Raw genomic sequence first — 26,155 nt, forward strand, 5'->3', positions numbered from 1 at the left:
GCTGATGAGATTGCTCGCCGGTTCGACGAACGAGGGGACCGGCGCGTCGCCGCGCCGGCCGGAATGCCGGTTAGACCGCTGGAACCATTCAGGCCGCGCGCCCGGACGGCAGCCGCGACACGAGACGCAGCGACACGGTCAGGCCTTCGAGCTGGTAATGCGGCTTCAGGAAAAACTTCGAGGTGTAGTAGCCGGGGTTGTCTTCCACTTCCTCCACCACCACTTGCGCGGCCGCCAGCGGCTTGCGCGCCTTGGTTTCCTCGCTGGAATTCACCGGGTCGCCGTCCACATAGTTCATGACCCAGTTCGACAGCCAGTTCTCCATCTGCTCGCGCGTGCTGAACGAGCCGATCTTGTCGCGCACGATGCACTTGAGGTAGTGCGCGAAGCGGCAGCACGCGAACATGTACGGCAGCCGCGCCGAGAGGTTCGAGTTCGCGGTGGCGGCCGGATCGTCGTATTCCTCGGGCTTCGCCACGGACTGCGCGCCGATGAACGCCGCCACGTCCGAGTTCTTGCGATGCACGAGCGGCATCAGGCCCATCTTGTCGAGTTCCGCCGAGCGGCGGTCGGTGATGGCGATCTCGGTCGGGCATTTCATGTCCACGCCGCCGTCGTCGCTCGGGAACGTGTGCACCGGCAGGTTTTCCACCGCGCCGCCCGATTCCACGCCGCGAATGCGCGTGCACCAGCCGTACAGCTTGAACGAGCGATTGATGTTGACCGCCATCGAATACGCTGCGTTCTGCCAGGTGTACTTGGCGGAATCCGCGCCTTCGGTGTCTTCCTCGAAATCGAATTCCTCGACCGGGTCGGTCTTCGCGCCGTACGGCAGGCGCGCCAGCGTGCGCGGCATGGTCAGCGCCAGGTAGCGCGCGTCGTCCATCTCGCGCAGCGAGCGCCAGCCGGCGTAATCGGGCGTGGTGAAGATCATCGACAGATCGCGCGGGTTCGCCAGTTCGTTCCAGTTCTCCATGCCGAGCAGCGACGAATCGGCGGCCGAGATGAACGGTGCGTGCGAGGCGGCCGCGATCTGCGAGATGCCGCGCAACAGTTCGATATCCTGAGGACTGTGGTCGAAGTAATAATCGCCGATCAGGCAGCCGTAAGGCTCGCCGCCGAGCTGGCCGTATTCTTCCTCGTACACGCGCTTGAACACCGGGCTTTGATCCCAGGCCACGCCCTTGAAGCGCTTGAGGTTCTTGCCGAGTTCCTTCTTCGACACGTTCATCACGCGGATCTTCAGCATCGGATCCGTTTCGGAATTCGTCACGAGGTGATGCAGGCCGCGCCACGCGCCTTCCAGCTTCTGGAAATCGGCGTGATGCATGATGCGGTTCAATTGTTCGCTGAGCTTGCGATCGATTTCGGCGACGTAGGCGTTGATGGTTTGCGTCACGTCGTCGGACACGATGTTCGCGTCCTGCAGCACCTGCTCGGCGAGCGTGCGCACCGCGGCTTCCACTTCCTCCTTCGCGCGCTCGTTCTTCGGCCGGAATTCCTTGTTCAGCAGGGCCGCGAAATCGCTTGCGCCGCTCGTCTCGAGCTGCGCGCCGGCCGGGGCGAGTTGTTGCTGGCTGTCCATGTCGCCATCACTCCTGTTCGGGTTCGGTGTCGGCGGGCTTCGGCGCCGCGCTCAGCGATTGCAGCAGCGCCGGGTCCTTGAGCGCGCGCTCGATCAGCTTTTCCGCGCCGGCCTTGCCGTCGAGATAGGTGCCGAGGTTCGCCAGTTGGGTGCGCGCCTCCAGCAGCTTGGCGAGCGCTTCCACCTTGCGCGCCACGGCGGCCGGCGAAAAGTCGTCCATGCTCTCGAACGCGATGTCCACTTCCAGGTTGCCCTGGCCCGTCAGCGTGTTCGCCACGTTGAAATTGACGCGCGGCTTCATCGACTGCATACGGCTGTCGAAATTGTCGACGTCGATCTCCAGCGCCTTGCGTTCCTCGATCGGCGGCAGATCGCCGGCATTGGCGCCGGACAGATCCGACATCACGCCCATCACGAACGGGATCTGGACTTTCTTCTGCGCGCCGTACAGCTCGACGTCGTACTCGATCTGTACGCGCGGCGCCCGATTGCGGGCAATGAATTTCTGACTGCTCTGCCTCGTTGCCATGCGCTGGTTCCTTTCAGGTGCTTGGGTTTCAGGGATTCGACGCGGCCAGCCGGCACGCCCCGATCGCGGTGGACTTGCGTCGTGCCGCGACCGTCGTCCACGTTCACAGAACAACGCAGGCTCGCCGTCTATTCCACTTTTTTTCATCCGGCCGAACCGGCGTGGCCTGCGTGCCGGGTTGCGTGAACCAGAACACCCGGGAAGCGCCGGATATTCCGTGGCGGGGTGCAACGGACGCGTTTCGGCGCGTTTCGGCGCTTGTCGTCACTTCGCACGCCGATGGAATAAACCGGCGCGGCCGGCTGTTCAGTCAGTACCCGCGCGTCAACCGGGCGCGGATTCACTGCATCGCACGTCATGAAACTTTCAGGAACCTTCGAACGGATGGCAGGCAATACGGCGCTGCGGCTCGCGCCGCTGGTGTTGCTCGCTATCGCGCCGCTCGCGCGGGCCGACTGGACGCTGGTGCGCGCCGAGCCGTCGGGCGCCCCCGTCACGACGATCCACGCGGCCAGCCTGTATACGGCGCAGGCCGGCCAGCGCTTCGCGCAGGACGACATCGTCGAGACGCCGCCCGACAGCGCGATCCAGCTTCAGGATGGGAACGGCAACCTGCTCGCGTTCGGCCCCGGCACGCGTGCGATGCTGACGCGCGATGCGCACGTCGCGCTGCTGCGCGGCTGGCTCAAGCTGGTGCGGGCGTGCACGGGGAATGGCGCGGGATGCGCCGCGCCGGTGGTCGAGACGGCCGACACGCGCATCGTGCCGGCCAACGACACCGCGCTCGTGATCGCCTCCGCGCCCGGAAGCGGCGGCGTGGACGCCGTGTTCTGCGAACGCGGCGCGGCGCAGGTTGTCGCCCTCGGCGCACCGCATGGCAAATCGTCAGTCATCCATATCGATGCGCAAGGCTCCGCCTACGCCAGCCATCCGCGCCAGGGGGCGACGCTGCCGCTGTCGCGCGGCCCCGATCCGGCCTTCGTGGCCGCGATGCCGGTGGGCTTCCGCGACGCGCTGCGCCCGCTGCCGATGCCGGCCGCCACCCACGGCACGCCCGCGCGCGGCCTGCGCCCGGTGGCTTATGCCGATGTGGCCGACTGGCTCGACAGCGCGCTCGCCGTGCGCACCGATCCGGCCACGCGGTTCGCGGCGCGCTTTCGTTCGCGGCTGTCGGACCCGGCGTTTCGCGCCGAGGTGAAGCAGCACGTCGATGCGCTGCCCGACTGGCGCGTGCTGGTGTTTCCACCGCCGCGCCCGCTTCTCAAGCCGAACGTCAAGCCGGCCGTCAAGCCCGTCGTCGAACCGATTTTCAAGCCGATCTCCGTCTACCCCTCGCTCTCCGGCCACCCATGAAGCTGTCACTCGCCATCAAGTTCAACCTCGTGTTCGTCGCGATCTTCGCGATCGGCCTGACCGCGGCCGGCATCGTCGCCGACCGCGTGCTGCAACAGCAGGCGCTCGACGAAACGCGCCACGACGCCAACGTGCTGATGAGCGCGGCCGAAGCGATGCAGAACTACACGGCGCAGCACATCACGCCGCTGCTGTCGACGCAGATCCAGTATTCGTTCGTGCCCGAATCGGTGCCGGCGTTCTCGGCGATCGAGATGCTCAACACGCTGCAAGGCACGTTTCCCAACTTCTCGTACCGCTCGACCATGGTCAACCCGACCAACCCGCGCGACCGGCCCAGCGATTGGGAGGCCGAAGTGATTGCGCATCTGCACGACCAGCCGGCCTTGCAGGAAGTGACCGGGCAGCGCCGCACGCCCGGCGGCGAACATCTGCTGTTCCTTGCGCGGCCGAGCCGCATCACCGATTCGAGCTGCATGCAGTGCCACAGCACGCCCGCCGCCGCGCCGCGCACCATGCTGGAGAAGTACGGCCCCGCCAACGGCTTCGGCTGGAAGATGAACGACGTGATCGGCGCGGAGTTCGTGTCGGTGCCGATGTCCGAATCGATCGCACGCGGCCGTGCGCTGTGGCGCAGCTTCATGGCGGCGTTGAGCGTGGTGTTCGCGGTGGTGCTGATCGTGCTGAACGTGATGGTGCATCTGCTCGTCACGCGGCGCTTGCAGGCGCTGTCGCGCGCGGCCGACGAGGTGAGCCTCGGCCAGCTCGGCGAGGTGGCGTTGCCCACCCGCGGCAGCGACGAGATCGCCTCGCTGGCCGTCTCGTTCGGCCGCATGCGCACCAGCCTCGTGACCGCGTTCGAGATCCTCGACGAAACCGGCGCGGGCGACACCGCCCCGCCCGGCTCGCGGCCATGATCGCGCGCACCGAGGCGCTGCCGCTGCGGATCGGCCGCTACCAGGTCGAGCGCGTGCTCGGCCGGGGCGCGATGGGCACCGTCTATCTCGCCACCGATCCGCATATCCAGCGGCAGGTCGCGCTGAAGACGATCCGCACCGAGCTGCTGCACGACACCAGCGGCGCGGCCGCCGAGGCCGAGCTGCCGGCGCGCTTCATCAACGAGGCGCGCGCGGCCGGGCGGCTCGTGCATCCGCATATCGTCGGCGTGTTCGACTACGGCGAGGCCGACGGCGTGGCGTTCATGTCGCTCGAATACGTGCGCGGCGAGACGCTCGCCGCCCGGCTCGCGCAGCATGCCGCCAGCGGCACCGTGATGCCGCTGCCGCGCGTGCTGGTGTGGTTCAGCCAGTTGCTCGACGCGCTCGCCTATGCGCACGAGGCCGGCGTGGTCCATCGCGACATCAAGCCCGCCAACCTGCTGATCGCGCCGCGCGGCGAATGCAAGATCACCGATTTCGGCATCGCCCAGCTCGATACCGGCCGGCTGACGCAGGCCGGCATGATGATCGGGACGCCGAACTACATGTCGCCCGAGCAATATGCCGGGGCCGAGGTCGATGCGCGCAGCGACCTGTTTTCGGCCGGCGTGGTGCTCTACGAAATGCTGACGGGGCGTTGTCCGTTTTCGGGTTCGTCGGCGGCGGCCATGCATCAGGTGCTGACCGCGATGCCGCCCGCGCCGTCGTCATGCGTGCCGGGCTTGCCGGCCGTGCTCGATGCGATGGTGCTGAAGGCGCTGGCGAAGGCGCCGGCGGAGCGTCATGCGTCGGCGCACGGCTGGCGCGTCGAACTGCTGGCGATGCTCGATACGCTGGCCGCGCCGCGCGATCCCGATCAGACCGTGGTGGCCGTGCCGCTTGCGCGGCAGGCGCTGGCGCCGCCCGACCTCGCGAGCGCGCCTGCGCACGTGCCCGATTGGCCGGCGGAATTTTTGTCGCGGATCGAGCGGCAACTCGCGAGCCACGTCGGCCCGGTGGCGTCGCGGCTGGTGCGGCGCGCGGCGGCACATGCCACCGATTCGCACGGGCTGGCCGCCGAACTGGCGCGGCATCTGCCCGACGATGCGGCGCGGCATGCGTTCGCGGCGCTGTTGGCGCGCGATGCGACGGCGTCGGGGATTACGTCGGTGCGCGCGGCGCGGCGCGATGGCGGCGGGTTGGGTACGACGGTGGCGGCGGTGGCGGCTGTCGATCCGGCGCTGGTCGAGCGCACCGCGCGGCGGCTCGCGACGCATATCGGGCCGATCGCGCGCATCGTGGCGCAACGCGCGGCGGTGGGGGCGGATACGGCGGTGTTTCGGGCAAGGATTGGGGAGGCGTTGCCGGAGGCGGTGGATCGGCGGGGGTTTTGGGAGGGGATGGGGGGATGAGTGGATTTTAGAGAACCCTGCGCTGAGGCAGTGAATAGACAAGTGGTTTGTAAACATGCCTAACATCATTTCGTATAGTATGTTTACATATACGATATCCGGTGTTTACATATGTTCGCTCAAATCGATCCTCAGACCGTACGGTGGCTCTCCGGCCTTTTTTCACATGAGACAGCAGTCGCGCTCGTTCCCGCACTGGAGGCCGAGCGCAACATATCCCGCCAGGCGGCTGCCGCTCAAGTGCGTCGCTGGGTAGAGGCAGGATTCCTGAAGGAACTCGGCAACACGCGCCCTAAACGTTACTCGATTGAGACGCTGTTCTTTCACGAGTGGACGTTCCCTCTCGCCGACTTCGACGAACACGTCGCATGGACAACGTCCGTTCGCCCCGCGCTGGAGGCATACGCCAGCGAAGCGGCGTTGCGAATTTGGGACTACGCCGCGACTGAAATGATGAACAATGCCAAAGATCATTCCGATGGTTCGTCGCTCCACGTTGTTATTTGGATTACGGCAACCGATGCCGCGTTATCCATTACAGACAACGGAGAAGGCATATTCCGGCGCATTGCTCGGCTTTGCGAACTGGACGACGAACGATTTGCGCTGCTGGAACTGGCAAAAGGAAAGCTGACGACAGATCCGAGCCGTCATTCGGGAGAAGGCATCTTCTTCACATCGCGAGCAATGGACCGCTTCCAGATTCAATCCGGCGACTTGACCTTCGACCACGAAGACCAACTACTGGATATCTTGCTCGACAACGAGGATCAAATGTTAGCTGGAACCCATGTCGTCATGGCGCTATGCCATCAAACGGAGCGAAAACTACGCGCCGTTTTTGACGAATTCAGCTCCGAAGATCGAAACGAAGGGCTGTCGAGATTCGACAAAACCGTGATTCCCGTCCGACTCGCACGCCTTGGCACCGAGAGCGTCGTCTCGCGCTCACAGGCCCAAAGACTTCTCGCACGTGTTGAGCGATTCCATCGAGTGATCTTCGATTTTGAAGGCGTGGACAGCATTGGCCAAGGATTCGCTGATGAGATATTCCGTGTCTTCAAGAATCAGCATCCTGACGTCATATTTTCCATCGTCAATACAAATGACGATGTCAACTTCATGATCAATCGCGTCCGCGTTCACAATGACTGAAGCCTCGGGGCTTGCCCCTGAGGGCCAGGTTTCGGCGCCGATCAGGAGCATGACCAAGCACAACGTCAGAAACCGGCTTATCGATAAGTTGAAATCGACCTGACAACGATTTTTTTGAACAGAAACGGCGAAAAATTCGAGAAAGAAAAACCAGTAACGCCTGATGGCGGAAGGCAGCCGGAGTCGAACCGACCCGGGAACGATTGACGTCCCCAACCAGATTTGAAGTCTGGCCGTACCACCGGATACGAATGCCTTCCGCAGACTTGAACTTCAACGCACTGCTTGAAACCTGAAGCGGCGAACACCACCGCAATCAACCCGACTCCACCTCCGAACCTTCGGCACGCAGCAAATGCCGGTCGCGGTGAAAGCGAGTATACCCAACGCGATCGAAGAACTCGAGAATCTGGATCGCGCGCTTGCGGCCCAGCCCCGTGCCATCGCGAAACGTAGCGGCATCCACACCGCCCATGCACCCCATCGCCATCCCGGTCACAAGCTGCGCCAACTCCGCCACCACCGATTTGTCGTAGAACAGGTCACGCACCACCTGATGCACGTCACCGCGCCGCGCCAGCTTGCGCAGCAGCACGCGCACGGCCTCTTCCTGCGCGCCGGTCGCGGAGGCCAGATCACGCACCCACGGCGGATCGAAGCGGCCGGCCGCGATCAGCGGCAGCAGGCGCTGCGCGAGCGTCTCGTCGGCCGGATCGAGGCTCGCGGTATGCATGGGCAGGCGCACCCAGCGCCCCTCGCGCACGAGGCTGCCCTCGCCCGCCATCGTCTCGATCAACGCGCGCCACAGGGCGGCGTCAGCCAGCGGCAACGCCATCCGGCGCAAGCGATCGAGATCGGGGCCGGGCTCGTCGGGCGAGCGCTCGTGGAATGCCGCCAGCACCTCGATCACGCGCGCGCGGAACGCCGCGCGGCGGCGCGGTGCGATCGCGCGCGGGCCATCGGTGCCCGGCACCACCACGGCGTTTTCCGGCAGCGGCAACCGCTCGGCCGGCAAACCGGTCAGGTGCATCAGCGTGGCGATCGGCAGGCCGAGCGGCGCCTCGTCGAGCAGCGCATCGATGCGCCCTTCGTCGAGCCACGCGGCAATCGCGCCGAGCCACGCCAGCCGCGCCGGCGCACGCCGCTTGTGCGTGGGGCCGAACGGGTCGAGCACGCGGCCGCCGCCCACGGTGCGCGTCGCCTGGGCGTTGCGCACGATGAAGCGGTCGCCCGGCATCGCGAACACCGGCACGTCGAACACGAGCTGCACGCGCCCGCGCTGGCCGGCCGCCAACGTGTCGATGTCGATCGGCGCGACGTGCGCCACATGGTGCTGCGTGCCCAGATGCACATGCAGCGGCGACCAGTGCGCGAGCGTCAGATCGGCATCGGCCAGCAGGCTCAGTTCGACGTCGATACGCGGTGAAGTGGCGGCGAGCCGCACGTCGGCGATCACGTCGCCGCGCGACAGCGCCGCCTTGTCGATGCCGGCCAGATTCAGCGCGCAGCGCTCGCCGGCATGGCCGATTTCGGCAGGCCGGTTCTGCGCATGCAGGCCGCGCACGCGCACCGGCTCGCCGGTGCGCGCAACGTTGAGCGTCTCGCCCACGCCAACCCGCCCGGCGAACGCGGTGCCGGTCACGACGGTGCCCTGCCCGGCCAGCGTGAACACGCGATCGACGGCGAGCCGGAACAACCCGTCGTCGCGCCGCGCGCGCCACTGCGCGGCCAGCTCGCGCAACGCCGCGCCGAGCGCCGCGACGCCCGGGTCGCCGGGCTGCGTCGCGCAGGTTTCGACGATCGGCGCACCGGCCAGCGCCGTGGCATCGAGCCACGCGCGAATCTCGTCCGATACCTGCGCGCGGCGCGCGGCATCCACGCGATCGCATTTGGTCAATGCAACGATGCCGTGCGTGACACCGAGCAATTCGAGGATCGCCAGATGCTCGCGCGTTTGCGGCATCACGCCGTCGTCGGCGGCGATGACCAGCAGCGCGACATCGATCCCGCACGCGCCGGCCGCCATCGTATGCACGAGCCGCTCGTGGCCCGGCACGTCGATCATGCCGAGTACCTCGCCGTTGTCGAGCGGCGTGTACGCATAACCGAGCTCGATCGAGATGCCGCGCGCCTTCTCTTCCTTGAGGCGATCGGTGTCGACGCCCGTCAGCGCGCGCACCAGCGTGGTCTTGCCATGATCGATATGGCCGGCGGTCCCGACGATCATGAGTGAGCATCTCCGGCCGCGAGTTGCGCCGCGAAGGCCGGCTCGTCGCCGGCTTCGAGGCAGCGCAGGTCGAGCCGCAGGGCGTCGTCGGCAATCCGGCCGACGACAGGCCGCGGCAGCGCCCGCAACCGTGCTTCGAGCTGACCGAGCGCGCGCCCGGCGCGCTTGCCCGAGGCGAGCCGCATCACGAGCCCATAGCTCGGCAGCACGTCCACCGGCAACGCCCCGCTGCCGATCTGGCTGAACATCGGCTCGGCGCTGACGACGAAGGCCTCGCCCACCGCCCGCTGCATGGCCGGCAGCATGCGCTGCGCGGTGTCGGCGATCTCGGCCTGCGCACGCGTGAGCAGGCGCAGCGTGGTCAGCCGGTCGCGCAGGAATTCGGGCGCACGGTAAAGCCGCAGCACCGGTTCGAGCGCCGCGAGCGTCAGCTTGCCGACGCGCAACGCGCGCTTGAGCGGATGCTTCTTGATTTTCGCGACAAGCTCGCGCGATCCGACGATCAGGCCCGCCTGCGGGCCGCCGAGCAGTTTGTCGCCGCTGAACGTGACGAGATCCGCGCCGGCCGCGATCGTGTCACGCACGGTGGGCTCGTGCGGCAGCCCCCATTGCGCGAGATCAACGAGCGTGCCGCTGCCGAGATCGACCGCCACCGGCACGCCACGTTCTCGGCCGATCGGCGCGAGTTCGTCGATCGTCACTTCGCGCGTGAAGCCGGTGATCGCGTAGTTGCTGCAGTGAACCTTCATCAGCAGCGCGGTGCGCGGGCCGATCGCCTCGGCGTAGTCGCGCGCGTGGGTGCGATTGGTGGTGCCGACCTCGCGCAGCCGCGCGCCGGCGCGACTCATGATGTCGGGAATCCGGAACGCGCCGCCGATCTCCACCAGCTCGCCGCGCGACACCACCACCTCCTTGCGCACGGCGAGCGCGGACAAGGTGAGCAGCACGGCCGCCGCGTTGTTGTTGACGACGGTGGCCGCCTCGGCGCCCGTCAGCTCGCAGATCAGTGCGTCGATCAGGTCGTCGCGATCGCCGCGGCGGCCCGTTTCCAGATCGAATTCGAGATTCATCGGCCGCGTCAGCGCGGCCACCACGGCCTGCACGGCCTCGCCGGGCAGCAGCGCGCGGCCGAGGTTGGTGTGCAGGACCGTGCCGGTCAGGTTGAAGACGGCCCGCATCGCGCTCGCGTCGGCGGCCGCGAGCCGGGCGCGCACGTCGGCGGCCATGCCGGCCTCGTCGGGCGTGCCGGCACTTGCCGGATCACGCCGCACCGTCTCGCGCCATGCGTCCAGCGAGGCGCGCACGGCAGCCAGCACACGAGTGCGGCCATGCGTCTCGACGAGCGGCAACACGGCCGACGACGACAGCACGCGATCGACGGACGGCGCGCGCGCGAGCCGCGCGTTCAGGTCGTTGACGCCGGTATCGCTCAAGGGCGCCTCTCCGTTCACGCGTCGGACGACGGCAGTTCGGGCCACAGCAGCGGATTCGGCGAACTGCGCCGGTAGCCGGCCTCGTTCATCAGCAGATCGAGCGTGAGGCTGGCGAGATCGTCGGCCAGCGGCTCGAACGCGAAATCCTTGTCCTGATAGCCGATCTTCCGATAGGTATGGCATTCGTCGCAGGATTCGGCCTTGATCGCCTCGCTGCCGCCTTCGATGCCGTGATACGCGATGCCCTTGGTTGAATCGCAGTGCGAACATTTGGTGCGCACCATGTGCCATTCGCTCGTGCACAGCGAGCATTGCAGGAAGCGATAGCCCTGATACTTGCCGCCGATGCGGATCACGCTCGCGACCGGATGCGAGCCGCACACGGGGCACAGGCCGGGTTGATCGAGATACGGCACGTCGGCGGGCTGCACGCGCGAGGCGAGATCGGTCCAGACCACCTGCAGCGCGGCCGCGATGAACGGCGCGGAGGCCGGCTCCACTTCGGCCACGCGCAGCGCGACGATCGCATCGGCCTGCGCGTCGAGCTGCTCGGCGGTTTTCAGGCGCAGCGCGTCGATCAGCTTGGCGAGCGGCGGCGTGACCAGGCCGCCCTGTTCGACGCTGTCGAGCAGGCGTTGCAGCACGTCGCGCCAGCGTGGATCGCGTGTGCCCGTCATGGCGGGCAGGATCGGCATCGAATGGGTTTGCGCGTGACGGATCGCGTCGGCATCGGGCAACGGCGCGTCGAGCGTGCCGAGCACCGCATGCTGCGCGTCGGCCAGCGTCGCCATCAGGCGCAGATAGCCCGAGATCGGATTGAGGTCGGCCAGCTTGCGCAGGCGCGCGGCGCGCTCGGCAAATGCGCTCGCGCGCTCGGGCAGACGAAAGCGGGGAATCGCCGAATGATCGAGGGCCGTGATGTCATTCGGGTCGAGTATGCGTTGTGTCACGAGAATCACCTGAAACTGTCTGGCCGGCGCCGCGATTTGCGCGCCGGAATCGGCTGCCGCAACCGGCTTGCGCGGGACGCGGCAGCCGCTGCGAAAGGGTTGACCGATCGGAAATGCACGCCGGCCCGCGAGCCGGCTTGGCGGCGGAGGCTGATGCATCATCGCCGTGAAGAATACAGCTTCCTGCAAGCATTCGCCAATGCGAGGCCAGGAATCGCCCGAATAGGCGAACACAGCTCGCGCGCCGCGTTAGACCGGAGGAAAACATCGCGACGGATGGCCTTGGCAGGACACGACCGCGCGAGGAAAGCACATGGGAAGCGAATCGCACAACAAAATATCGCGCCAAATCATCGATGGCGATTCAGTGCGACTCTTTTCACATTTCACGCATTGCAACCGCCTTGAACGGCAACGCAGTGAATGAAAACCGAGGACGCCAAACTAGCATGCAGGCACGAATCGACGCCGAAAACAGCCGATGAAATTTGATCCATTGCAAGGCGGAAACCGCCCGCGATCCGGCCGGCACTTGCATCCCGAACGTCACGATCGTCGGCCGTGATCGACCGCAATGAAAAAGGCCATCCCGAGGGATGGCCTTCGCGTGCCGGCCTCAATGCACCGGAACGCCGCGCTAACGCGTGCGGCTCGACTCCTTGACGGTCTGGCGGAACCATTTCGGATGATGCTTTCTCGCCCAGCCAAGCGTGGTGGTGCCGCGCACCATCGCGCCGATCGAGCCCTTCACCCACAGCGCCGCATAGATGTGGGTAATGATGCTGGCGATCAGCACGAAGGCCGCCGCCGCATGCGCCACCGCCGCGAGACGGATCACCTCGATCGGGAAATAGATCGAGAAATACCGCCGCCAGATCACCACACCCGACAGCAGCAACACCAGCAGGCAGCACACCAGCGTGAAGAACAGCAGCTTCTGCCCGGCGTTGTAGCGCCCGACCGGCGGCAGGTTCTCCTCGCGGTTGTTCAGCACGTCGCCGATCTGCATCATCCACCGTCGGTCGTCGGCGTCGATCAGGTTGTGGTGCCAGTAGCGCACCACCATGATCGCGAACGACACGAACATCACGACACCGGCAAACGGATGCAGAATGCGCGTCCACTGGCCGCCGCCGAACAGCGCGGTCAGCCAGAACATCGACGGATGAAACAGCGCCAGCCCCGACAGCGCGAGCAGCACGAACGTGATGGCGGTGATCCAGTGGTTCGAGCGCTCGTTCGCCGAGTAGCGGACGATCAGGTTCGGGTCGTCGTGGCTCATTTCACGTCCTCCTTGATCCGGCGTGCTTCGTCCCGGGCAGCAGCCTCCTCTCCCTCCGTCACCTCGTTCGGACCGACCCGCGTGTAGTGGAAGAACCCGGCCAGCGCGGTCAGCGCAATCCCGGCCAGCGCGAGCGGCTTGGCGATGCCCTTCCAGAGCTTCACGAACGGGCTGATCGACGGATTCTCGGGCAGGCCGTGATACAGCGTCGGCTTGTCCGCGTGGTGCAGCACGTACATCACGTGCGTGCCGCCCACGCCCTGCGGGTCGTACAGCCCCGCGTTGGCGAACCCGCGATCCTTGAGGTCGACGATCCGGTCGGCCGCCTGCTGCTTCATGTCCTCCTTGGTGCCGAACATGATCGCCCCGGTCGGGCAGGTCTTCACGCAGGCCGGCTCCTGGCCCACCGCCACGCGATCGGAGCACAGCGTGCACTTGTACGCGCGGTGGTCGGTCTTGGAGATCCGCGGGATGTTGAACGGGCAGCCGGTCACGCAATAGCCGCAACCGATGCAGTTCTCCTCGTGGAAATCGACGATCCCGTTGTTGTACTGCACGATCGCGCCCGGCGACGGGCAGGCCTTCAGGCAGCCCGGATCCTCGCAATGCATGCAGCCGTCCTTGCGGATCAGCCACTCGAGGTCGCCGGCCGGGTTCTCGTATTCCGAGAACCGCATGACTGTCCATGAATGCTCGGTCAGGTCGGCCGGATTGTCGTAGACGCCGACGTTCTCGCCGATCTCGTCGCGCAGGTCGTTCCACTCCATGCAGGCCGTCTGGCACGCCTTGCAGCCGATGCACTTCGATACGTCGATCAGCTTGGCGACGGTGCCCGTGACGGGATCGCGCGCCGTGGGCGGCGGCGTGGTGGTGGCGGACAGCCGCCTGATGTCCAGCGATTGCAATGCCATCTCGTTTCCCCTTTATGCCTTTTCGACATTCACCAGGAATGACTTGAATTCCGGTGTCTGCGAGTTGCCGTCGCCCACGGACGGAGTCAGGGTATTGGCGAGATAGCCGGGCTTGGCCAGCCCCTTGAAGCCCCAGTGCAGCGGAATGCCGACCGTCTGCACCTTGTGCCCGTCGACCATCAGCGGTTTGATCCGCTTGGTCACGACCGCCACCGCGATGATGTAGCCGCGATTCGACGACACCTTGACCCTGTCGCCATGCACCACGCCCACCTCCTTGGCGAGATCTTCCGAAATCTCGACGAACTGCTGCGGCTGCACGATCGAATTCAGCCGTGCGTGTTTCGTCCAGTAATGGAAGTGCTCGGTCAGGCGGTAGGTGGTGGCCGTGTGCGGGAACTTGTCGGGCTTGCCGAGCGCGGCCCGGTCGTCCGGGAACACGCGGGCGGCCGGGTTGTTCAGCGCACGCGGGTTGCCGGGATGGAACGGGTTCGCGGCCAATGGCGTTTCGAACGGCTCGTAGTGCTCGGGGAACGGACCTTCGTTCATGCCGTCGCGGGCGAAGAAGCGCGCCACGCCTTCCGGATTCATGATGAACGGCCCCATGCCGTTTTCAGGTGGTTCGTCCACCTTGAAATCGGGCACATCGGCGCCGCCCCAGGCGCGGCCGTTCCAGCCGACCAGCTTGCGGGTCGGATCGAACGGCTTGCCGGCCGGGTCGCACGAGGCGCGGTTGTACAGAATGCGCCGGTTCGCCGGCCACGCCCAGGCCCAGCCGAGCGTCTGGCCGATGCCGGTCGGATCCGAATTGTCGCGCCGCCCCATCTGGTTGCCGGCCGCCGTCCACGCGCCGCAGAAGATCCAGCAGCCGCTCGCGGTCGAGCCGTCGTCCTTCAGTTGCGCGAAGCCGGCCAGTTGCTCGCCGCGCTTGACGAGCACCTTGGTCGGATCCTTGGCGTCCGTCAGATCGACCAGCGCACGGCCGTTGAACTCCATCGCCAGTTCTTCCGGCGTGGGGCTTTCCGGGTTTGCGTACGGCCAGGTCAGGTTCACGATCGGATCGGGGAACTTGCCGCCGTCCTTCTTGTAGGCCTCGCGCATGCGCAGGAACAGGCCCGACATGATCTCGAGGTCGCTGCGCGCCTCGCCCGGGCCGTCCGCGCCCTGCCAGTGCCATTGCAGCACGCGGGCGGAATTGACCAGCGAGCCGCGTTCCTCGGCGAAGCAGGTGGTCGGCAGCCGGAACACTTCCGTCTTCACGGCGGCCGGGTCGACGACGTTGAAATCGTCGTGCGGCTTCCAGAATTCGGAGGTTTCGGTGGCGAGCGGGTCCATCACCACGAGCCATTTGAGCTTGCCGAGCGCCATCGCCGTCTTCGCCTTCGACGGTGCCGCCGCCAGCGGGTTGAAGCCCTGGCAGATATAGCCGTTCATCTCGCCGTGCGCCATCAGCTCGATGGTTTGCAGCAGATCGTACGGTTTGTCGAGCTTCGGCAGGTAGTCGTAGCCGAAGTTGTTCTCGGCGGTAGCCGCATCGCCCCACCACGACTTCATGAAGCTGACGAAGAACGCGCGGTAGTTCTTCCAGTAGCTGAGCTGGTTCGGCCGCAGCGGCTGCGAGGCGCGCTTCGCGATGTAGCCCTCGTAATCCTGCTCGGCCTGCGACGGCAAAGTCATGTAGCCCGGCAGCAGGTTCGACATCAGGCCGAGGTCGGTCAGCCCCTGGATGTTCGAGTGCCCGCGCAACGCGTTCACGCCGCCGCCGGGTATGCCGACGTTGCCGAGCAGCAGTTGCACCATCGCGCCGGCGCGGATCATCTGTGCGCCGACCGAATGGTGCGTCCAGCCGAGCGCGTAGAGGATCGTGCCGGCGCGGCCCGGCACCGCCGTGGTGGCCAGCATCTCGCACACCTTGAGGAACTTGTCCTTCGGCGTGCCGCAGATGCGCTCGACCATCTCGGGCGTGTAGCGCGAATAATGCTGCTTGAGCAGGTTGTAGACGCAGCGCGGGTGCGCAAGCGTTGGATCGACCTTCGCGAAGCCATCGTCGCCACGCTCGTAATCCCACGTCGATTTATCGGGATAGGTGTGCGTGTCGGGGCTGTAGCCCGAGTAGATTCCGTCGTTGAACGCGAAATCCTCACGGACGATGAACGGGAAATCCGTGTAATTCTTGACGTACTCGTGCTGGATCTTGTCGTTCGTCAGCAGGTAGTTGATCACCCCGCCGAGGAATGCGATGTCCGTGCCGGTACGAATCGGCGCGTAGTAATCCGCCACCGATGCCGTGCGCGTGAAGCGCGGATCCACGACCACGAGCCGCGCCTTGCGGTGCGCCTTCGCTTCCGTGACCCATTTGAACCCGCAAGGATGGGCTTCGGCTGCATTGCCGCCCATGACCAGGATGATGTCTGCGTTCTTGATGTCGACCCAATGGTTCGTCATCGCGCCGCGGCCAAACGTCGGGGCAAGACCTGCCACCGTCGGGCCGTGTCAGACACGTGCCTGGTTGTCGAATGCGAGCATCCCCATGCTGCGGATGGTTTTGTGCGTCAGATAGCCGACTTCGTTGCTGCCGGCCGAGGCGGCCAGCATGCCGGTGGTCAGCCACCGGTTGACCTTCTTGCCATCGGCCGAGGTTTCGACGAAATTCGCGTCGCGATCTTCCTTCATCAGCTTCGCGATGCGGTCGAGCGCCGCGTCCCACGAGATCGGTTCCCACTTGTCGGAACCGGGGGCGCGGTATTCGGGCTGCGTGAGCCGGCTCGGGCTGTGGATGAAGTCGATCAGGCTCGCGCCCTTCGGGCACAGCGTGCCGCGATTGACCGGATGGTCGGGATCGCCTTCGATGTGGATGATGCTCGATTTGGCGTTCTTGGCGCCGTCTCCGAGCGAGTACATGAGAATGCCGCAACCGACCGAACAATACGGGCAGGTGTTGCGGGTTTCGACGCTGCGCGCCAGCTTGTATTGGCGAACTTCCGCGAGAGCGGCGTCGGGCGAGAATCCCAGCAGGGCGAGACTCGATCCGGCGAGCGTAGACGCGGTCACCTTCAAGAACTGGCGCCGGGACATGTGGAGCATGGTGGTCTCGGCGAGGAGGTATTGAGGAACGTAATTCGTATGACGACGGAATTGCACGACGATTTTACGCCGTCCATTCCACGGTCGCATGTCGAAAAAATCAACATTGCGCCATTTTGTTTATAGGAAATGGCGTTGCCGATGGAAAGTCGGATCGACACGAATTCATGACCCCGGAAATCGGCCTGCATGCGCACCGCCGCCTTCAAACCCTTGTCGACAAAGGATTTCAGCGAATTTCATTCACTTCGCTGTATTTATAAATACATAACGCACCACGCCAATTTAACGATTCTCCACATCGTTTGACATTCAATTCGCGACGAATGCGATTGATTTCACTCGGTCTCGTTGTATATATAAAAACATAACGAGCCATTAAGGCGGCCAAAAACAAACAGGCCGGCGACAATGCGCCGGCCTGCCGATTCGAAACGCCCCACGGCCTCACTGCGCGTCGCGCGGCTCCGCAATCTGGAACAGGCAATCGCCGCGCTGGGTTTGCGCGGGCACGCGGCGACACACCACCTCGCCGTTCGCCTCGAAGACATGCACGACCGGCTCGCGCAGCGGCGTATCGGGGAAATGGATGCGCGCGGCGGGCTGCCCTTCGCGCACCACATCGCCAAGCTCGACGAGCGGCTCGTAGACACCCTGCTCGTAGGCGAACACGAAATGACTCGGGCCGCTCGTGCTCATGAAGCGCGTGACGGCGGGCGGGCCGTCCGGCACCAGCGGGCCATGCACCGCGCCGATGAAGCCGAGGAAGTTGAGCAACCCCTGCCAGCCCTGGCGCAGCAACGTGGCATCGGTCATGCCGGCGCCTCCCAGTTCGGTCAGGATCGAGATCGCGCCCTGACGGCGCGCGGCGGCCGATGCATAGGTGGGATTCGGCGCGGTGAGGTACGCGCGCGGCATGCCGAACGCGCTCAACACCGCCTTCACGTGCCGCGCCTCGTCGGCGTCGCGCGGTTCGAGCGCGATCAGGTTGCCGCCGTGATACAGCAGTGAGCTGCCGCCCGAATGCAGATCGACGAGGTAATCGGCACGCGCCAGCAACACATGCTCGATATAGTCGGCAATGATTTGCGTGGGTGTGCCGGCGGGGTCGCCGGGGAAGGTGCGGTTCAGGTTGCCGCCGTCAAGCGGCGATGTGCGCAACCCGGCCTCGGCGGCCGGGTAATTGGCCATCGGCAGCACGATGATCTGGCCGCGCACCTGCTCGGCCTCCAACTCGCGAATCAGTCGCGAGGTGAGGATCTGCCCTTCGTATTCGTCGCCGTGATTGCCCGACATCACCAGCACCACCGGCCCCTCGCCGTTGCGAATCGACGCGACCGGCACCGGCAGCCAGCCGTATGCGGAACGATGCACCGAATGCGGCAGGCGCAGATAACCTGCATGCTTGCCATCGGCGTCGAGGTCGATTTCACAGCGAATCGGGTTCGGATGTCGGGGGGATACGTCTGTCATGATCGGTAGGATCGGTTGGCATGCGGGAAATCAATCCCGCAGCTTACCGGCATTCGCACGGTTTCGGGGCGCGAGCCGCCGCGCCCTACCGCACCGAGCGCGGGCACGGCGTTTGCGCGCCAAATGGGCGACCGGCTGCCTTGTACCGGCCGCCCGTGTTTCGCCCGTGCTCCGCCTCGATGGCCTTTGCTCATGACGCGGCCGGTTTCGCCCCCGATCGAATAAACTTTTCGGGACAGAATGCGTCCGATCGCAAAACAACTTTTCAGGCGCGCTCGCCGCGCCCCGCGCTCAAGCCCATGAAGCCCCTGCTCTCGCAACCACCGCAAAAGCTCGTCAAGACCAACGTGAACTGGGCGCTCGACGCGTTCAAACGCTTCTCGAACGACCACTGCACGACGATGGCCGCGAGCATCGCGTTCTATTCCGCGTTTTCACTGGCGCCGATGCTGGTAATGGTGATCGCCGTGGCCGGCTGGTTCTTCGGCGCGGACGCCGCACGCGGCGAAGTGTTCAACCAGGTTCACAGCCTGATCGGCAACGAGGCGGCCGCCGGCGTGCAGACCATCGTCGAGAACGCGCATCGGCGCGACAGCAACGGCGGGGTCGCCGCCGCGATTTCGTTCGCCATGCTGGCGATCGGCGCATCGGCCACGTTTTCGTCGCTGAATACGGCACTCGGCATCGTCTGGCCGACCAGCGAAAAGCGCTGGTCGTCGATGTTCGGGTTGGTGCGGGTGCGGCTGATCTCGTTCGGTCTGGTGCTGGGCGTGGCCTTCCTGCTGATCGTGTCGCTGTTGCTCGATACGGCGATCACGATCGTCGGCAAATGGCTGTGGGGCACGACGCGTTTCGTCGTGATCGGCAACGTGATCCAGTTCACGGTCGGCATCGCGATTCTTGCCTGCGCGTTCGCCGCGCTGTTGAAATTCCTGCCCGACGCACATGTCACACGGCGCGATGCGCTGACCGGCGGCGTCGTGTCGGCCGTGCTGTTTTCGGCGGGCAAGAAGCTGTTCGCGATTTATCTCGCGCATGCGGGTACCGCCAGTGCGTTCGGCGCGGCCGGCTCGCTCGCGGTATTGCTGATGTGGTTGTATTTCTCGGCGGCGGTGCTGCTGCTCGGCGCCGAATTCGCGGCGGCCCGCGGCGACGCCGAACACGCGCGCGCCGAGGCGCGATTGGCGCAATCGAACCCGCCATCTCCCCCGCAACCGCCCATCTCGTCCTGATTCGGTGACGGGTGAATCGCCCCGGATTCGCCCCACTCGAACCTCTCGGGGTTTTCCCTTAATCAATCGACGCATTCGCCGCCGTATCGGCGGGATGCGCTCACGACACGGCGCCGAAACCTCGCGCGCAAACGTTTGGCATCGTGCTTTTTCGCCTCGAAACCGCCACCTTACGCCCCGCCGACACTACGATCCCCAATTCTCACAACAATCTCAGCGAGTCAATTCGCCTTTATTCCCGCAATTGCAATAATTTCGCAATTGCTTGATACCAAAGGACTTTTTACCGTTGTGACGTTTTGGAGACACTTTATTTTTTTGGGTTTCTTGCGCGATACGCACTGCGCTATTCTCCATTTCGCAACAAATAACGAATCACTTTGCGTGGAGAAAACTACCTATGAAAAAACTCGCTCTGTCTACCCTCTCGTTGGCACTCCTCGGCGCTGCCGGCGCAGCCCATGCTCAATCGAGCGTGACGCTGTACGGCGTGATCGACACGGCAATCCTGTATTCGCACGGCAATAACGGTACGGGCAACAACGGCTGGCAGATGAACAGCGGCAACATTCAGGGCAGCCGCTGGGGCCTGAAGGGCGCGGAAGATCTGGGCGGTGGCCTGAAGGCAGTGTTCCAGTTGGAAAACGGCTTTAACTCCAACAACGGCACGCTGGGCCAAAACGGCAAGATGTTCGGCCGTCAGGCATTCGTCGGCCTGCAAAGCGACCAGTTCGGCACCGTGACGCTGGGCCGCCAATACGACCCGCTGGTCGACATGGTCCAGGCCGTGACGGCAGACAACTACTTCGGCAGCGTGTTCGCAACGCCGGGCGACGTCGACAACAACGACAACAGCCTGCGCGTGAACAACGCCATCAAGTACACGTCGCCGGTGTACGCCGGCCTGCAATTCGAAGGCTTCTACGCCCTGGGCGGCGTGGCAGGCTCGAACGGTTCGGGTCAAACGTGGTCGGCAGCCGTGGCCTACAACAATGGCCCGATCGGCATCGCCGGCGGCTACTACCAGGCTTCGAACCTGTACGGCACGGCACGTGGCCAAAACTGGGGCGGTTCGTCGGACGCGATCTTCGACGGCCCGATCAACAGCGGCTACACGAACGCGAAGTCGATCGGTATCGGCCAGGTTGCAGGCCAATACGCATTCGGCCCGTTCACGGTCGGCCTCGGCTACTCCAACGCACAATACAAGCGTGACAGCTTCTCGTCGTTCGCATCGACCGAGAAGTTCAACACGGGCCGCGCATTCGCCACGTACCAGGCAACGCCGGCTATCCTGCTGGGCCTCGGCTACTCGTACACGAAGGCAAGCGGCGACACGGAAGCCAAGTACCACCAGGCTTCGCTGGGCGCGGACTACTCGCTGTCGAAGCGCACCGACATCTATCTGGTCGGCGCGTACCAACACGCAAGCGGCACGCAACGTCTGGCCAACGGCACGACGCAAACGGCACAAGCTTCGATCGGTTCGTACGGCCTGGCCGGCACGAGCTCGCAAGAGATCGTCGCCCTGGGTCTGCGCCACAAGTTCTAAGCCATACCCGCTTCACGGCAATACGGCGGCGCCTTCGGGTGCCGTGCGTTGCCGGAGCGATCAAACCAGCCCGAGGCTTTGCCGACGGCTGGTTTTTTTACGCCCGCGCGTTTTGCGCCGCCGCGCTCGTTCGTCCACCGCCTTCGCTCGCGCCGCGCGCGCATAAAAAAATCCCCGCGCGCTTGCCGCACGCGGGGATCTTTTTGGGCTGCGTCGATGGCACCGTGTAGCTGGGCCTCTCGGCAATTCCCCGTCCTGCTCGACGCTTCGCTTACGCTGCGGCGTCCTTCAGCTTCTTCAGCGCACGTGCCTTGACGCGCACGCTTGCCGGCTTGGCCGGGAACCAGCGCTCTTCACCCGTGAACGGGTCCTTGCCGAAGCGCTTCTTCTTCGCTGCGACTGCCGTTGCCGAGATCTTCAGCAGGCCCGGCAGCGTGAATTCGCCCAGACCCTTCTTGTGGATCGAGCCGAGAATCACGTTTTCGAGCTGGGCCAGCACGGCCTTGACCGTCTTCAGCTCGACTTCAGCCTTTTCGGCGAGGTGCGTAGCCAGCGAAGCCTTGGTGAAGCTGTCCTTGATCGGCGTCGGAGCGGCAGGCGCCTTCGCGACTGCCTTCTTCGCCACTACTTTCTTAGCCGGCGCGGCTGCCTTCTTTGCCGTCACTTTCTTCGCCGGTGCGGCAGCCTTGGTAGCCACCTTTTTTGCGGAAGTCGCCATTTTTCTCCTACCTGGTGTGGTCGTTGGATACGAAGCACGCAATGTGCATGCTCCAAGGCCGGATTCTACAAGCGGCGTGACGCTTCGTGCAGCACTTTTATGCGTAATTCGCGGGTTTTCGGCAGGTTTTGTTGTCTTGTGCCGGCGCGATGCCCTGCCACGCGCGCTAGATGCGCCAAAACGCAAGCCGGGCGCGTCGAATTATGTTCGATATTTGCATCCCTATACTGAGGACGTTTTCCGCCCGGACATTCGCATGCGCAACCTCAAAACCGTGAGAGGTCTGGACGGCCTGCGCGCCGTCGCCGTCATTCTGGTTTTCCTGTCTCACAAGGCCCACGTCGAGGCGATCGATGTCGGGCAGCTCGGCGTGTGGCTGTTTTTCCTGATCAGCGGCTACCTGATCATCGGCGAGCTGCACCGCGCGCGGCTCGCCGTCGAACACGGCACGTCCACCCGCCGCTACGCGTTGAGCCTGTTCCTCGCCAAGCGCGCGTTGCGCATCTACCCCGTCTATTACCTGCTGCTCGCCGCGCTCGCGATCGCGCACGCCACTGTGTACCAGCGCGGCGTCGATCTCGGCCTCGCGTGGCATGCGGTGTTTCTGTCGAACTTCTGGATCGGCGTCGTGAAACAGGGCTGGCCGGGCAGCACCTCGCATTTCTGGAGCCTGGCCGTCGAGCAGCAGTTCTATCTGGCCGCGCCGGTCGTGCTGCTGACGACGCGCGCCTCGCGCCATCTGGCGTGTTGCGCGGTGGCCGTCGCGCTGGGTGCGGCCGGCCATCTGCTGCTGTACGACGCGAACGCATCGCAGGTGCTGATCTATGCGTTCTCGCCTTGGAATTTCTCGTTGATCGCGCTGGGCGGCATCGGCGGGATCGCCGCGAACCGGGCCGGCGGCCTGGCCGGCCTGCGCATCATGCGTGCGCCGCTCGCGCATTGGCTGCCGTGGCTCGCGACGGCCGCCGTGGCGCTGCTCGTCACGCTGCCGGCATGGGCGCCGCCGCTATCGGGCATCGACGACGGGCTCGCCGACGTCGGCCTCGGCGCCGCACTCGGCGCGCTGCTGCTGTGCGTAGTAGCGCTGCCCGATCATCCGATGGTCGACGGGCTCGAGTGGACGCCGCTCGCCTACCTCGGCACGATCAGCTACGGCTTCTACCTGTTCCACAACCTGATTCCGTCGCACTTCGGCGTGTGGCCGGCGCTCGACGCGCGGCTCGATTTGCCGCCAGCGGTGGACGACGCATTGCCGGTCGTGCTGCAGTTCGCCGTGGCGGTGGGCCTCGCGCATTTGTCGTGGCGGTATTTCGAGCGGCGGCTGCTCGGCTATCGCGAGCCGGTCAAGCGCGGGCTGCAGCGCGCGTTTCCGGCGACGGCCGTGCGCGGGCAATGATGCGGTGTGCGAAGCGACTGGCGAGGGCGATGGGGTAGCGCCATGTCGTGCGCATTGCGGGCGCACCGGCCCGGTCGCACCGCCTGCATGCCGTACCACCACGCATCGCCGCTGGCGACATCGCAGGCCCTGTCGGCAAGCCGCGTCCTTCACGTCACTGCGATCGGTGGCTTGCGCCCACTGCCCGGCAATTCCTTCCCGAACAGCACCCACAAAAAAGCCCCGGCGCGAAGCCGGGGCGAATGCAACAACCACACCACATGGACGTGAAGAAACAGTAAGTGCAGCCCGTCAGGCGGCCTGGGCCAGCACGGCCAGACAGGTGCGCAGGTAGGCCTCGAATTCGCGGCTGACTTCCGGATGCTGGAGCGCCAGCTCGACGGTCGCCTTCAGGTAACCGATCTTGCTGCCGCAATCGAAACGCGTGCCGAAGTAGCGATACGCCAGCACCTGCTCGTCGGCCAGCAGCGACTGCACCGCATCGGTCAGTTGCAGCTCGCCGCCCGCGCCCGGCTTGATCCGGCGCAGATGATCGAAGATGCTCGGCATGAACACATAGCGGCCGACCACGCCGAGGTTCGACGGCGCGTCTTCAGGCGCCGGCTTCTCGACGATGCCCGACAGCTTGATCACGTCTTCTTCCCACTCGCGGCCCTCGACGATCCCGTACGAACGGGTGTCCTCGCGCGCGACGGTTTCGACGCCGATCACCGAGCTGTGATAGTGGTTGAACACGTCGACGAGCTGCTTGAGCACGGGTTGTTCACCGTGCAGCAAATCGTCGGCGAGGATCACGGCGAACGGCTCGCCGTGCACCAGCTTCTCGGCGCACAGCACGGCATGGCCGAGGCCGAGCGCCTCGGGCTGGCGCACGTAATAGCAATCGACGTTGCTCGGCTTGATGCCGCGCACGAGTTCGAGCAGCTTGTCCTTGCCGCGCGCTTCGAGTTCGGCCTCGATCTCATACGATTTGTCGAAGTGATCCTCGATCGCGCGCTTGCTGCGCCCGGTCACGAAAATCATTTCGGTAATACCGGCATTAATCGCCTCCTCCACCGCATATTGAATCAGCGGTTTATCGACGACCGGCAACATTTCCTTAGGACTGGCCTTGGTCGCCGGTAAAAAGCGCGTGCCGAGTCCGGCAACGGGAAACACGGCCTTTTTGACTTTGAGCATGGTGATGAAATCCCGGATAAATTGCGGGCCGCGACGGCGGCGCGGCCCGTTGATACGGCGTGTGCGTCGGCGCGCCGGGATGCGCCACCAGGGCGGCCCCGGCGAACCTCGGCGATCAGTCGAACTCCTCGACGAGCGCGTCGCCCTCGAGTCCGAAACGGCTGATCGGTTCGTTCTTCAGTGCGTCGCGATAGGCCGACAACACGACCATCACGAGTAATACGGCGCCGCTGGCGATCCAATTCATATCCATGATGCATTCCTCGTCTGATTCGACCCGAAGCCAAACTATCAAAAAAAAATCGAGAAATAATTGGCCCGATTTCGCAACCCGGAATAGCCCGCCTGTCGAAACGTCTTGTTGCAATTTCGTGGGTGTTTTTTTATTTCAATGTTCGATTTCTCACGCCTTAGGATGAACGCGCGCCCGCTGTGAACCTTCGCTCACGGCGGGCTTCCGATCCACTCTCAGGCCGAGGAATCCGACGCATGAACGCTCTCAGCGCGCCGACGCTCGCGCGCCCCGCCGCCCCCGACAACAAGGACGCCCTGATCGACGCGCTGCGCGGCTTCGCTGCGTTGCTCGTGGCCTATTTCCATTGCCGGCAGGTTGTATGGATCGGCATGCAGGCCTTCCATCACGGCCATCCCAAGCTGCACGATCCGGGCACGCTGCTCGCCTATCTGACGTTTCCGTTCGCGTGGGGCTCGGCCGGCGTGCCGGTGTTCTTCGTGATCAGCGGCTACTGCATCCATCGCAACATCGCGCTCAAGCAGGCCGCGTCGCCCGACTACCGGCTCGATACGCCGAACTTCTGGGCGCGGCGCTTCGCCCGCATCTATCCGGTGCTGCTGGCCGCGCTGCTGATCACGCTGGCGCTCGACCTGATCAGCCTGCAGTTCGCGCCGGTCAGTCACAAGATCCGCGAGATCGGCTGGACGGCCTTCGCGGTCAACCTGCTGTCGCTGCAGGGCATTGCCGGGCAAACCTACGGCTCGAACGGCGCGCTCTGGACACTGTCGCTCGAGGTGCAGTTCTATGCGGTGTATCCGCTGTGGTTCGCGCTGCGCAAGCGGATCGGCATCGCGCCGCTGGTGGCGGCGGTGGCGCTCGTCAATCTGGCGTCGGCCTGGCTGTTCGAGCGGCACGACGTGCAGATCTTCACGTCCTATTGGCTGTCATGGACGCTCGGCGCGCTGATCGCCGACCTGCGCGCGCGCCGCGCGGCCGGCACCGCGCCGTCGCGCCTCTGGTATCTGGCGGGCGCGGCCGGCATCGCGCTCGGCTGCGTGGTGTTCCATTTCGGGCAATACGGCGCATTCCAGCTCTGGTCGATCGGCTTCGCCTGCTACCTGCACGCGGCGATCGCGCGGCCCGCGCCGGCCAACTTCGCCGTGCGCGGCTTCGCGTGGCTTGGCGATTTCAGCTATTCGCTCTACCTCGTGCATTTGCCGCTGTTCGTCTGCCTCGGTTCGGTGCTGTTCCGCTCGCAGTTGCAGACCTCGATCTGGCCGTCGTTCGCGTTCATGGCGGCCGCGATTCCGGTGGCGTGGGTGGTCTACCAGGTCGTGGAACGGCCCGCGATGCGCTGGGCGGCCAGCTTCAAGCCGTCGGCCAAGCCGGCGCGTACGGCGGCGCCGGCAGCGACGGTCTGAACCGCGTGAGTTGAGTGGGAATGCAGCGGCCGGAAACGTCCGGCCGCTTTTTTGCATTGATCGTGGACGGGCCTGCACGTAAAAAAGCGCGTTGCGCGGCTCCTGCATGCC

General features: G+C 65.1%; 20 protein-coding genes and 1 tRNA gene. 8 read left to right on the forward strand and 13 right to left on the reverse strand.

Annotated features, from left to right (window positions below):
• Window positions 1-88: 88 nt before the first annotated feature.
• Together tssC and tssB are read right to left on the reverse strand one after the other, a co-directional pair.
• The gene (gene tssC, locus ACYP33_RS09465; RefSeq protein WP_414447894.1) at window positions 89-1,585 is read right to left on the reverse strand and encodes a type VI secretion system contractile sheath large subunit; all 1,497 of its coding nucleotides are present in this window, start codon (window positions 1,583-1,585) and stop codon (window positions 89-91) included.
• Between the two features lie 7 nt (window positions 1,586-1,592).
• Entirely contained in the window at window positions 1,593-2,114 is a 522-nt protein-coding gene (tssB, locus tag ACYP33_RS09470; protein ID WP_459621239.1) for a type VI secretion system contractile sheath small subunit, read from the reverse strand.
• Window positions 2,115-2,471: 357 nt separating this feature from the next.
• Here tssB and ACYP33_RS09475 point away from each other — a divergent pair, with 357 nt between their 5' ends.
• From ACYP33_RS09475 to ACYP33_RS09490, 4 genes are all read left to right on the forward strand, one after another.
• Window positions 2,472-3,467 (forward strand): hypothetical protein, encoded by a 996-nt coding sequence (locus ACYP33_RS09475; RefSeq protein WP_459621241.1) that lies wholly within the window; start codon window positions 2,472-2,474, stop codon window positions 3,465-3,467.
• Entirely contained in the window at window positions 3,464-4,384 is a 921-nt protein-coding gene (locus tag ACYP33_RS09480; protein ID WP_414441626.1) for a c-type heme family protein, read from the forward strand. Before ACYP33_RS09475 ends, ACYP33_RS09480 begins: the two co-directional genes overlap by 4 nt.
• Window positions 4,381-5,796 (forward strand): serine/threonine-protein kinase, encoded by a 1,416-nt coding sequence (locus ACYP33_RS09485; protein ID WP_459621243.1) that lies wholly within the window; start codon window positions 4,381-4,383, stop codon window positions 5,794-5,796. Before ACYP33_RS09480 ends, ACYP33_RS09485 begins: the two co-directional genes overlap by 4 nt.
• Window positions 5,797-5,907: 111 nt before the next feature.
• On the forward strand, window positions 5,908-6,951 hold the full coding sequence (locus tag ACYP33_RS09490) for an STAS-like domain-containing protein (RefSeq protein WP_459621244.1): 1,044 nt from the start codon (window positions 5,908-5,910) through the stop codon (window positions 6,949-6,951).
• 164 nt (window positions 6,952-7,115) lie between these two features.
• Here ACYP33_RS09490 and ACYP33_RS09495 read toward each other — a convergent pair.
• The 8 genes from ACYP33_RS09495 to ACYP33_RS09530 all read right to left on the reverse strand — a co-directional run bounded on the left by ACYP33_RS09495 (window position 7,116) and on the right by ACYP33_RS09530 (window position 18,311).
• Window positions 7,116-7,211, reverse strand: a tRNA-Sec gene (locus tag ACYP33_RS09495).
• 56 nt (window positions 7,212-7,267) lie between these two features.
• The gene (gene selB, locus ACYP33_RS09500; protein ID WP_459621246.1) at window positions 7,268-9,178 is read right to left on the reverse strand and encodes a selenocysteine-specific translation elongation factor; all 1,911 of its coding nucleotides are present in this window, start codon (window positions 9,176-9,178) and stop codon (window positions 7,268-7,270) included.
• A complete protein-coding gene (gene selA / locus ACYP33_RS09505; protein WP_459621247.1) occupies window positions 9,175-10,611 on the reverse strand; it encodes an L-seryl-tRNA(Sec) selenium transferase in 1,437 nt (478 codons plus the stop codon). The genes selB and selA overlap by 4 nt, the downstream gene beginning before the upstream one ends.
• Before the next feature lie 14 nt (window positions 10,612-10,625).
• Window positions 10,626-11,561 (reverse strand): formate dehydrogenase accessory protein FdhE, encoded by a 936-nt coding sequence (gene fdhE, locus ACYP33_RS09510; RefSeq protein ID WP_414441620.1) that lies wholly within the window; start codon window positions 11,559-11,561, stop codon window positions 10,626-10,628.
• 637 nt (window positions 11,562-12,198) lie between these two features.
• A complete protein-coding gene (locus ACYP33_RS09515; RefSeq protein ID WP_459621248.1) occupies window positions 12,199-12,843 on the reverse strand; it encodes a formate dehydrogenase subunit gamma in 645 nt (214 codons plus the stop codon).
• Entirely contained in the window at window positions 12,840-13,754 is a 915-nt protein-coding gene (fdxH, locus tag ACYP33_RS09520; protein WP_414447903.1) for a formate dehydrogenase subunit beta, read from the reverse strand. The genes ACYP33_RS09515 and fdxH overlap by 4 nt, the downstream gene beginning before the upstream one ends.
• Before the next feature lie 12 nt (window positions 13,755-13,766).
• Window positions 13,767-16,838 (reverse strand): formate dehydrogenase-N subunit alpha, encoded by a 3,072-nt coding sequence (fdnG, locus tag ACYP33_RS09525; RefSeq protein WP_414447904.1) that lies wholly within the window; start codon window positions 16,836-16,838, stop codon window positions 13,767-13,769.
• Between the two features lie 447 nt (window positions 16,839-17,285).
• A complete protein-coding gene (locus ACYP33_RS09530) occupies window positions 17,286-18,311 on the reverse strand; it encodes a succinylglutamate desuccinylase/aspartoacylase family protein (protein ID WP_414441616.1) in 1,026 nt (341 codons plus the stop codon).
• Window positions 18,312-18,610: 299 nt separating this feature from the next.
• Here ACYP33_RS09530 and ACYP33_RS09535 point away from each other — a divergent pair, with 299 nt between their 5' ends.
• Both ACYP33_RS09535 and ACYP33_RS09540 read left to right on the forward strand, forming a co-directional pair.
• Window positions 18,611-19,543, forward strand: a complete 933-nt coding sequence (locus ACYP33_RS09535) for a YihY/virulence factor BrkB family protein (protein WP_414441971.1) — start codon at window positions 18,611-18,613, stop codon at window positions 19,541-19,543.
• A gap of 400 nt (window positions 19,544-19,943) precedes the next feature.
• Window positions 19,944-21,095 carry a porin gene (locus ACYP33_RS09540; protein ID WP_459621251.1) on the forward strand — a complete coding sequence of 384 codons (1,152 nt, stop codon included), beginning with the start codon at window positions 19,944-19,946 and terminating at the stop codon, window positions 21,093-21,095.
• A gap of 271 nt (window positions 21,096-21,366) precedes the next feature.
• On the opposite strand, the gene ACYP33_RS09545 is transcribed toward ACYP33_RS09540, so the two are convergent.
• Window positions 21,367-21,813: an HU family DNA-binding protein gene (locus ACYP33_RS09545; RefSeq protein WP_414441614.1), complete on the reverse strand. Its 447-nt coding sequence runs from the start codon at window positions 21,811-21,813 to the stop codon at window positions 21,367-21,369.
• A 256-nt stretch (window positions 21,814-22,069) separates the two neighbouring features.
• Here ACYP33_RS09545 and ACYP33_RS09550 point away from each other — a divergent pair, with 256 nt between their 5' ends.
• Window positions 22,070-23,209, forward strand: a complete 1,140-nt coding sequence (locus tag ACYP33_RS09550) for an acyltransferase family protein (protein ID WP_414447907.1) — start codon at window positions 22,070-22,072, stop codon at window positions 23,207-23,209.
• A gap of 291 nt (window positions 23,210-23,500) precedes the next feature.
• Here the strand turns inward: ACYP33_RS09550 and galU are convergent, their stop codons facing one another.
• Window positions 23,501-24,388 (reverse strand): UTP--glucose-1-phosphate uridylyltransferase GalU, encoded by an 888-nt coding sequence (galU, locus tag ACYP33_RS09555; RefSeq protein WP_414441612.1) that lies wholly within the window; start codon window positions 24,386-24,388, stop codon window positions 23,501-23,503.
• A gap of 115 nt (window positions 24,389-24,503) precedes the next feature.
• Complete coding sequence (locus ACYP33_RS09560) at window positions 24,504-24,641, reverse strand: hypothetical protein (RefSeq protein ID WP_414441611.1); 138 nt, start codon at window positions 24,639-24,641, stop codon at window positions 24,504-24,506.
• Between the two features lie 236 nt (window positions 24,642-24,877).
• On the opposite strand from ACYP33_RS09560, the gene ACYP33_RS09565 reads away from it, so the two are divergent.
• On the forward strand, window positions 24,878-26,044 hold the full coding sequence (locus ACYP33_RS09565; protein ID WP_459621254.1) for an acyltransferase family protein: 1,167 nt from the start codon (window positions 24,878-24,880) through the stop codon (window positions 26,042-26,044).
• The last annotated feature ends 111 nt before the right edge of the window (window positions 26,045-26,155 follow it).

The organism is Burkholderia sp. 3C, assembly GCF_054589155.1.

What these genes read in the sequence shown, in the direction of transcription:
- tssC (WP_414447894.1), bottom strand. Translation starts at nt 1,585, where the DNA reads ATGGACAGCCAGCAACAACTCGCCCCGGCCGGCGCGCAGCTCGAGACG.
- tssB (WP_459621239.1), bottom strand. Translation starts at nt 2,114, where the DNA reads ATGGCAACGAGGCAGAGCAGTCAGAAATTCATTGCCCGCAATCGGGCG.
- ACYP33_RS09475 (WP_459621241.1), top strand. Translation starts at nt 2,472, where the DNA reads ATGAAACTTTCAGGAACCTTCGAACGGATGGCAGGCAATACGGCGCTG.
- ACYP33_RS09480 (WP_414441626.1), top strand. Translation starts at nt 3,464, where the DNA reads ATGAAGCTGTCACTCGCCATCAAGTTCAACCTCGTGTTCGTCGCGATC.
- ACYP33_RS09485 (WP_459621243.1), top strand. Translation starts at nt 4,381, where the DNA reads ATGATCGCGCGCACCGAGGCGCTGCCGCTGCGGATCGGCCGCTACCAG.
- ACYP33_RS09490 (WP_459621244.1), top strand. Translation starts at nt 5,908, where the DNA reads ATGTTCGCTCAAATCGATCCTCAGACCGTACGGTGGCTCTCCGGCCTT.
- selB (WP_459621246.1), bottom strand. Translation starts at nt 9,178, where the DNA reads ATGATCGTCGGGACCGCCGGCCATATCGATCATGGCAAGACCACGCTG.
- ACYP33_RS09515 (WP_459621248.1), bottom strand. Translation starts at nt 12,843, where the DNA reads ATGAGCCACGACGACCCGAACCTGATCGTCCGCTACTCGGCGAACGAG.
- fdxH (WP_414447903.1), bottom strand. Translation starts at nt 13,754, where the DNA reads ATGGCATTGCAATCGCTGGACATCAGGCGGCTGTCCGCCACCACCACG.
- ACYP33_RS09530 (WP_414441616.1), bottom strand. Translation starts at nt 18,311, where the DNA reads ATGACAGACGTATCCCCCCGACATCCGAACCCGATTCGCTGTGAAATC.
- ACYP33_RS09535 (WP_414441971.1), top strand. Translation starts at nt 18,611, where the DNA reads ATGAAGCCCCTGCTCTCGCAACCACCGCAAAAGCTCGTCAAGACCAAC.
- ACYP33_RS09540 (WP_459621251.1), top strand. Translation starts at nt 19,944, where the DNA reads ATGAAAAAACTCGCTCTGTCTACCCTCTCGTTGGCACTCCTCGGCGCT.
- ACYP33_RS09545 (WP_414441614.1), bottom strand. Translation starts at nt 21,813, where the DNA reads ATGGCGACTTCCGCAAAAAAGGTGGCTACCAAGGCTGCCGCACCGGCG.
- ACYP33_RS09550 (WP_414447907.1), top strand. Translation starts at nt 22,070, where the DNA reads ATGCGCAACCTCAAAACCGTGAGAGGTCTGGACGGCCTGCGCGCCGTC.
- galU (WP_414441612.1), bottom strand. Translation starts at nt 24,388, where the DNA reads ATGCTCAAAGTCAAAAAGGCCGTGTTTCCCGTTGCCGGACTCGGCACG.
- ACYP33_RS09560 (WP_414441611.1), bottom strand. Translation starts at nt 24,641, where the DNA reads ATGGATATGAATTGGATCGCCAGCGGCGCCGTATTACTCGTGATGGTC.
- ACYP33_RS09565 (WP_459621254.1), top strand. Translation starts at nt 24,878, where the DNA reads ATGAACGCTCTCAGCGCGCCGACGCTCGCGCGCCCCGCCGCCCCCGAC.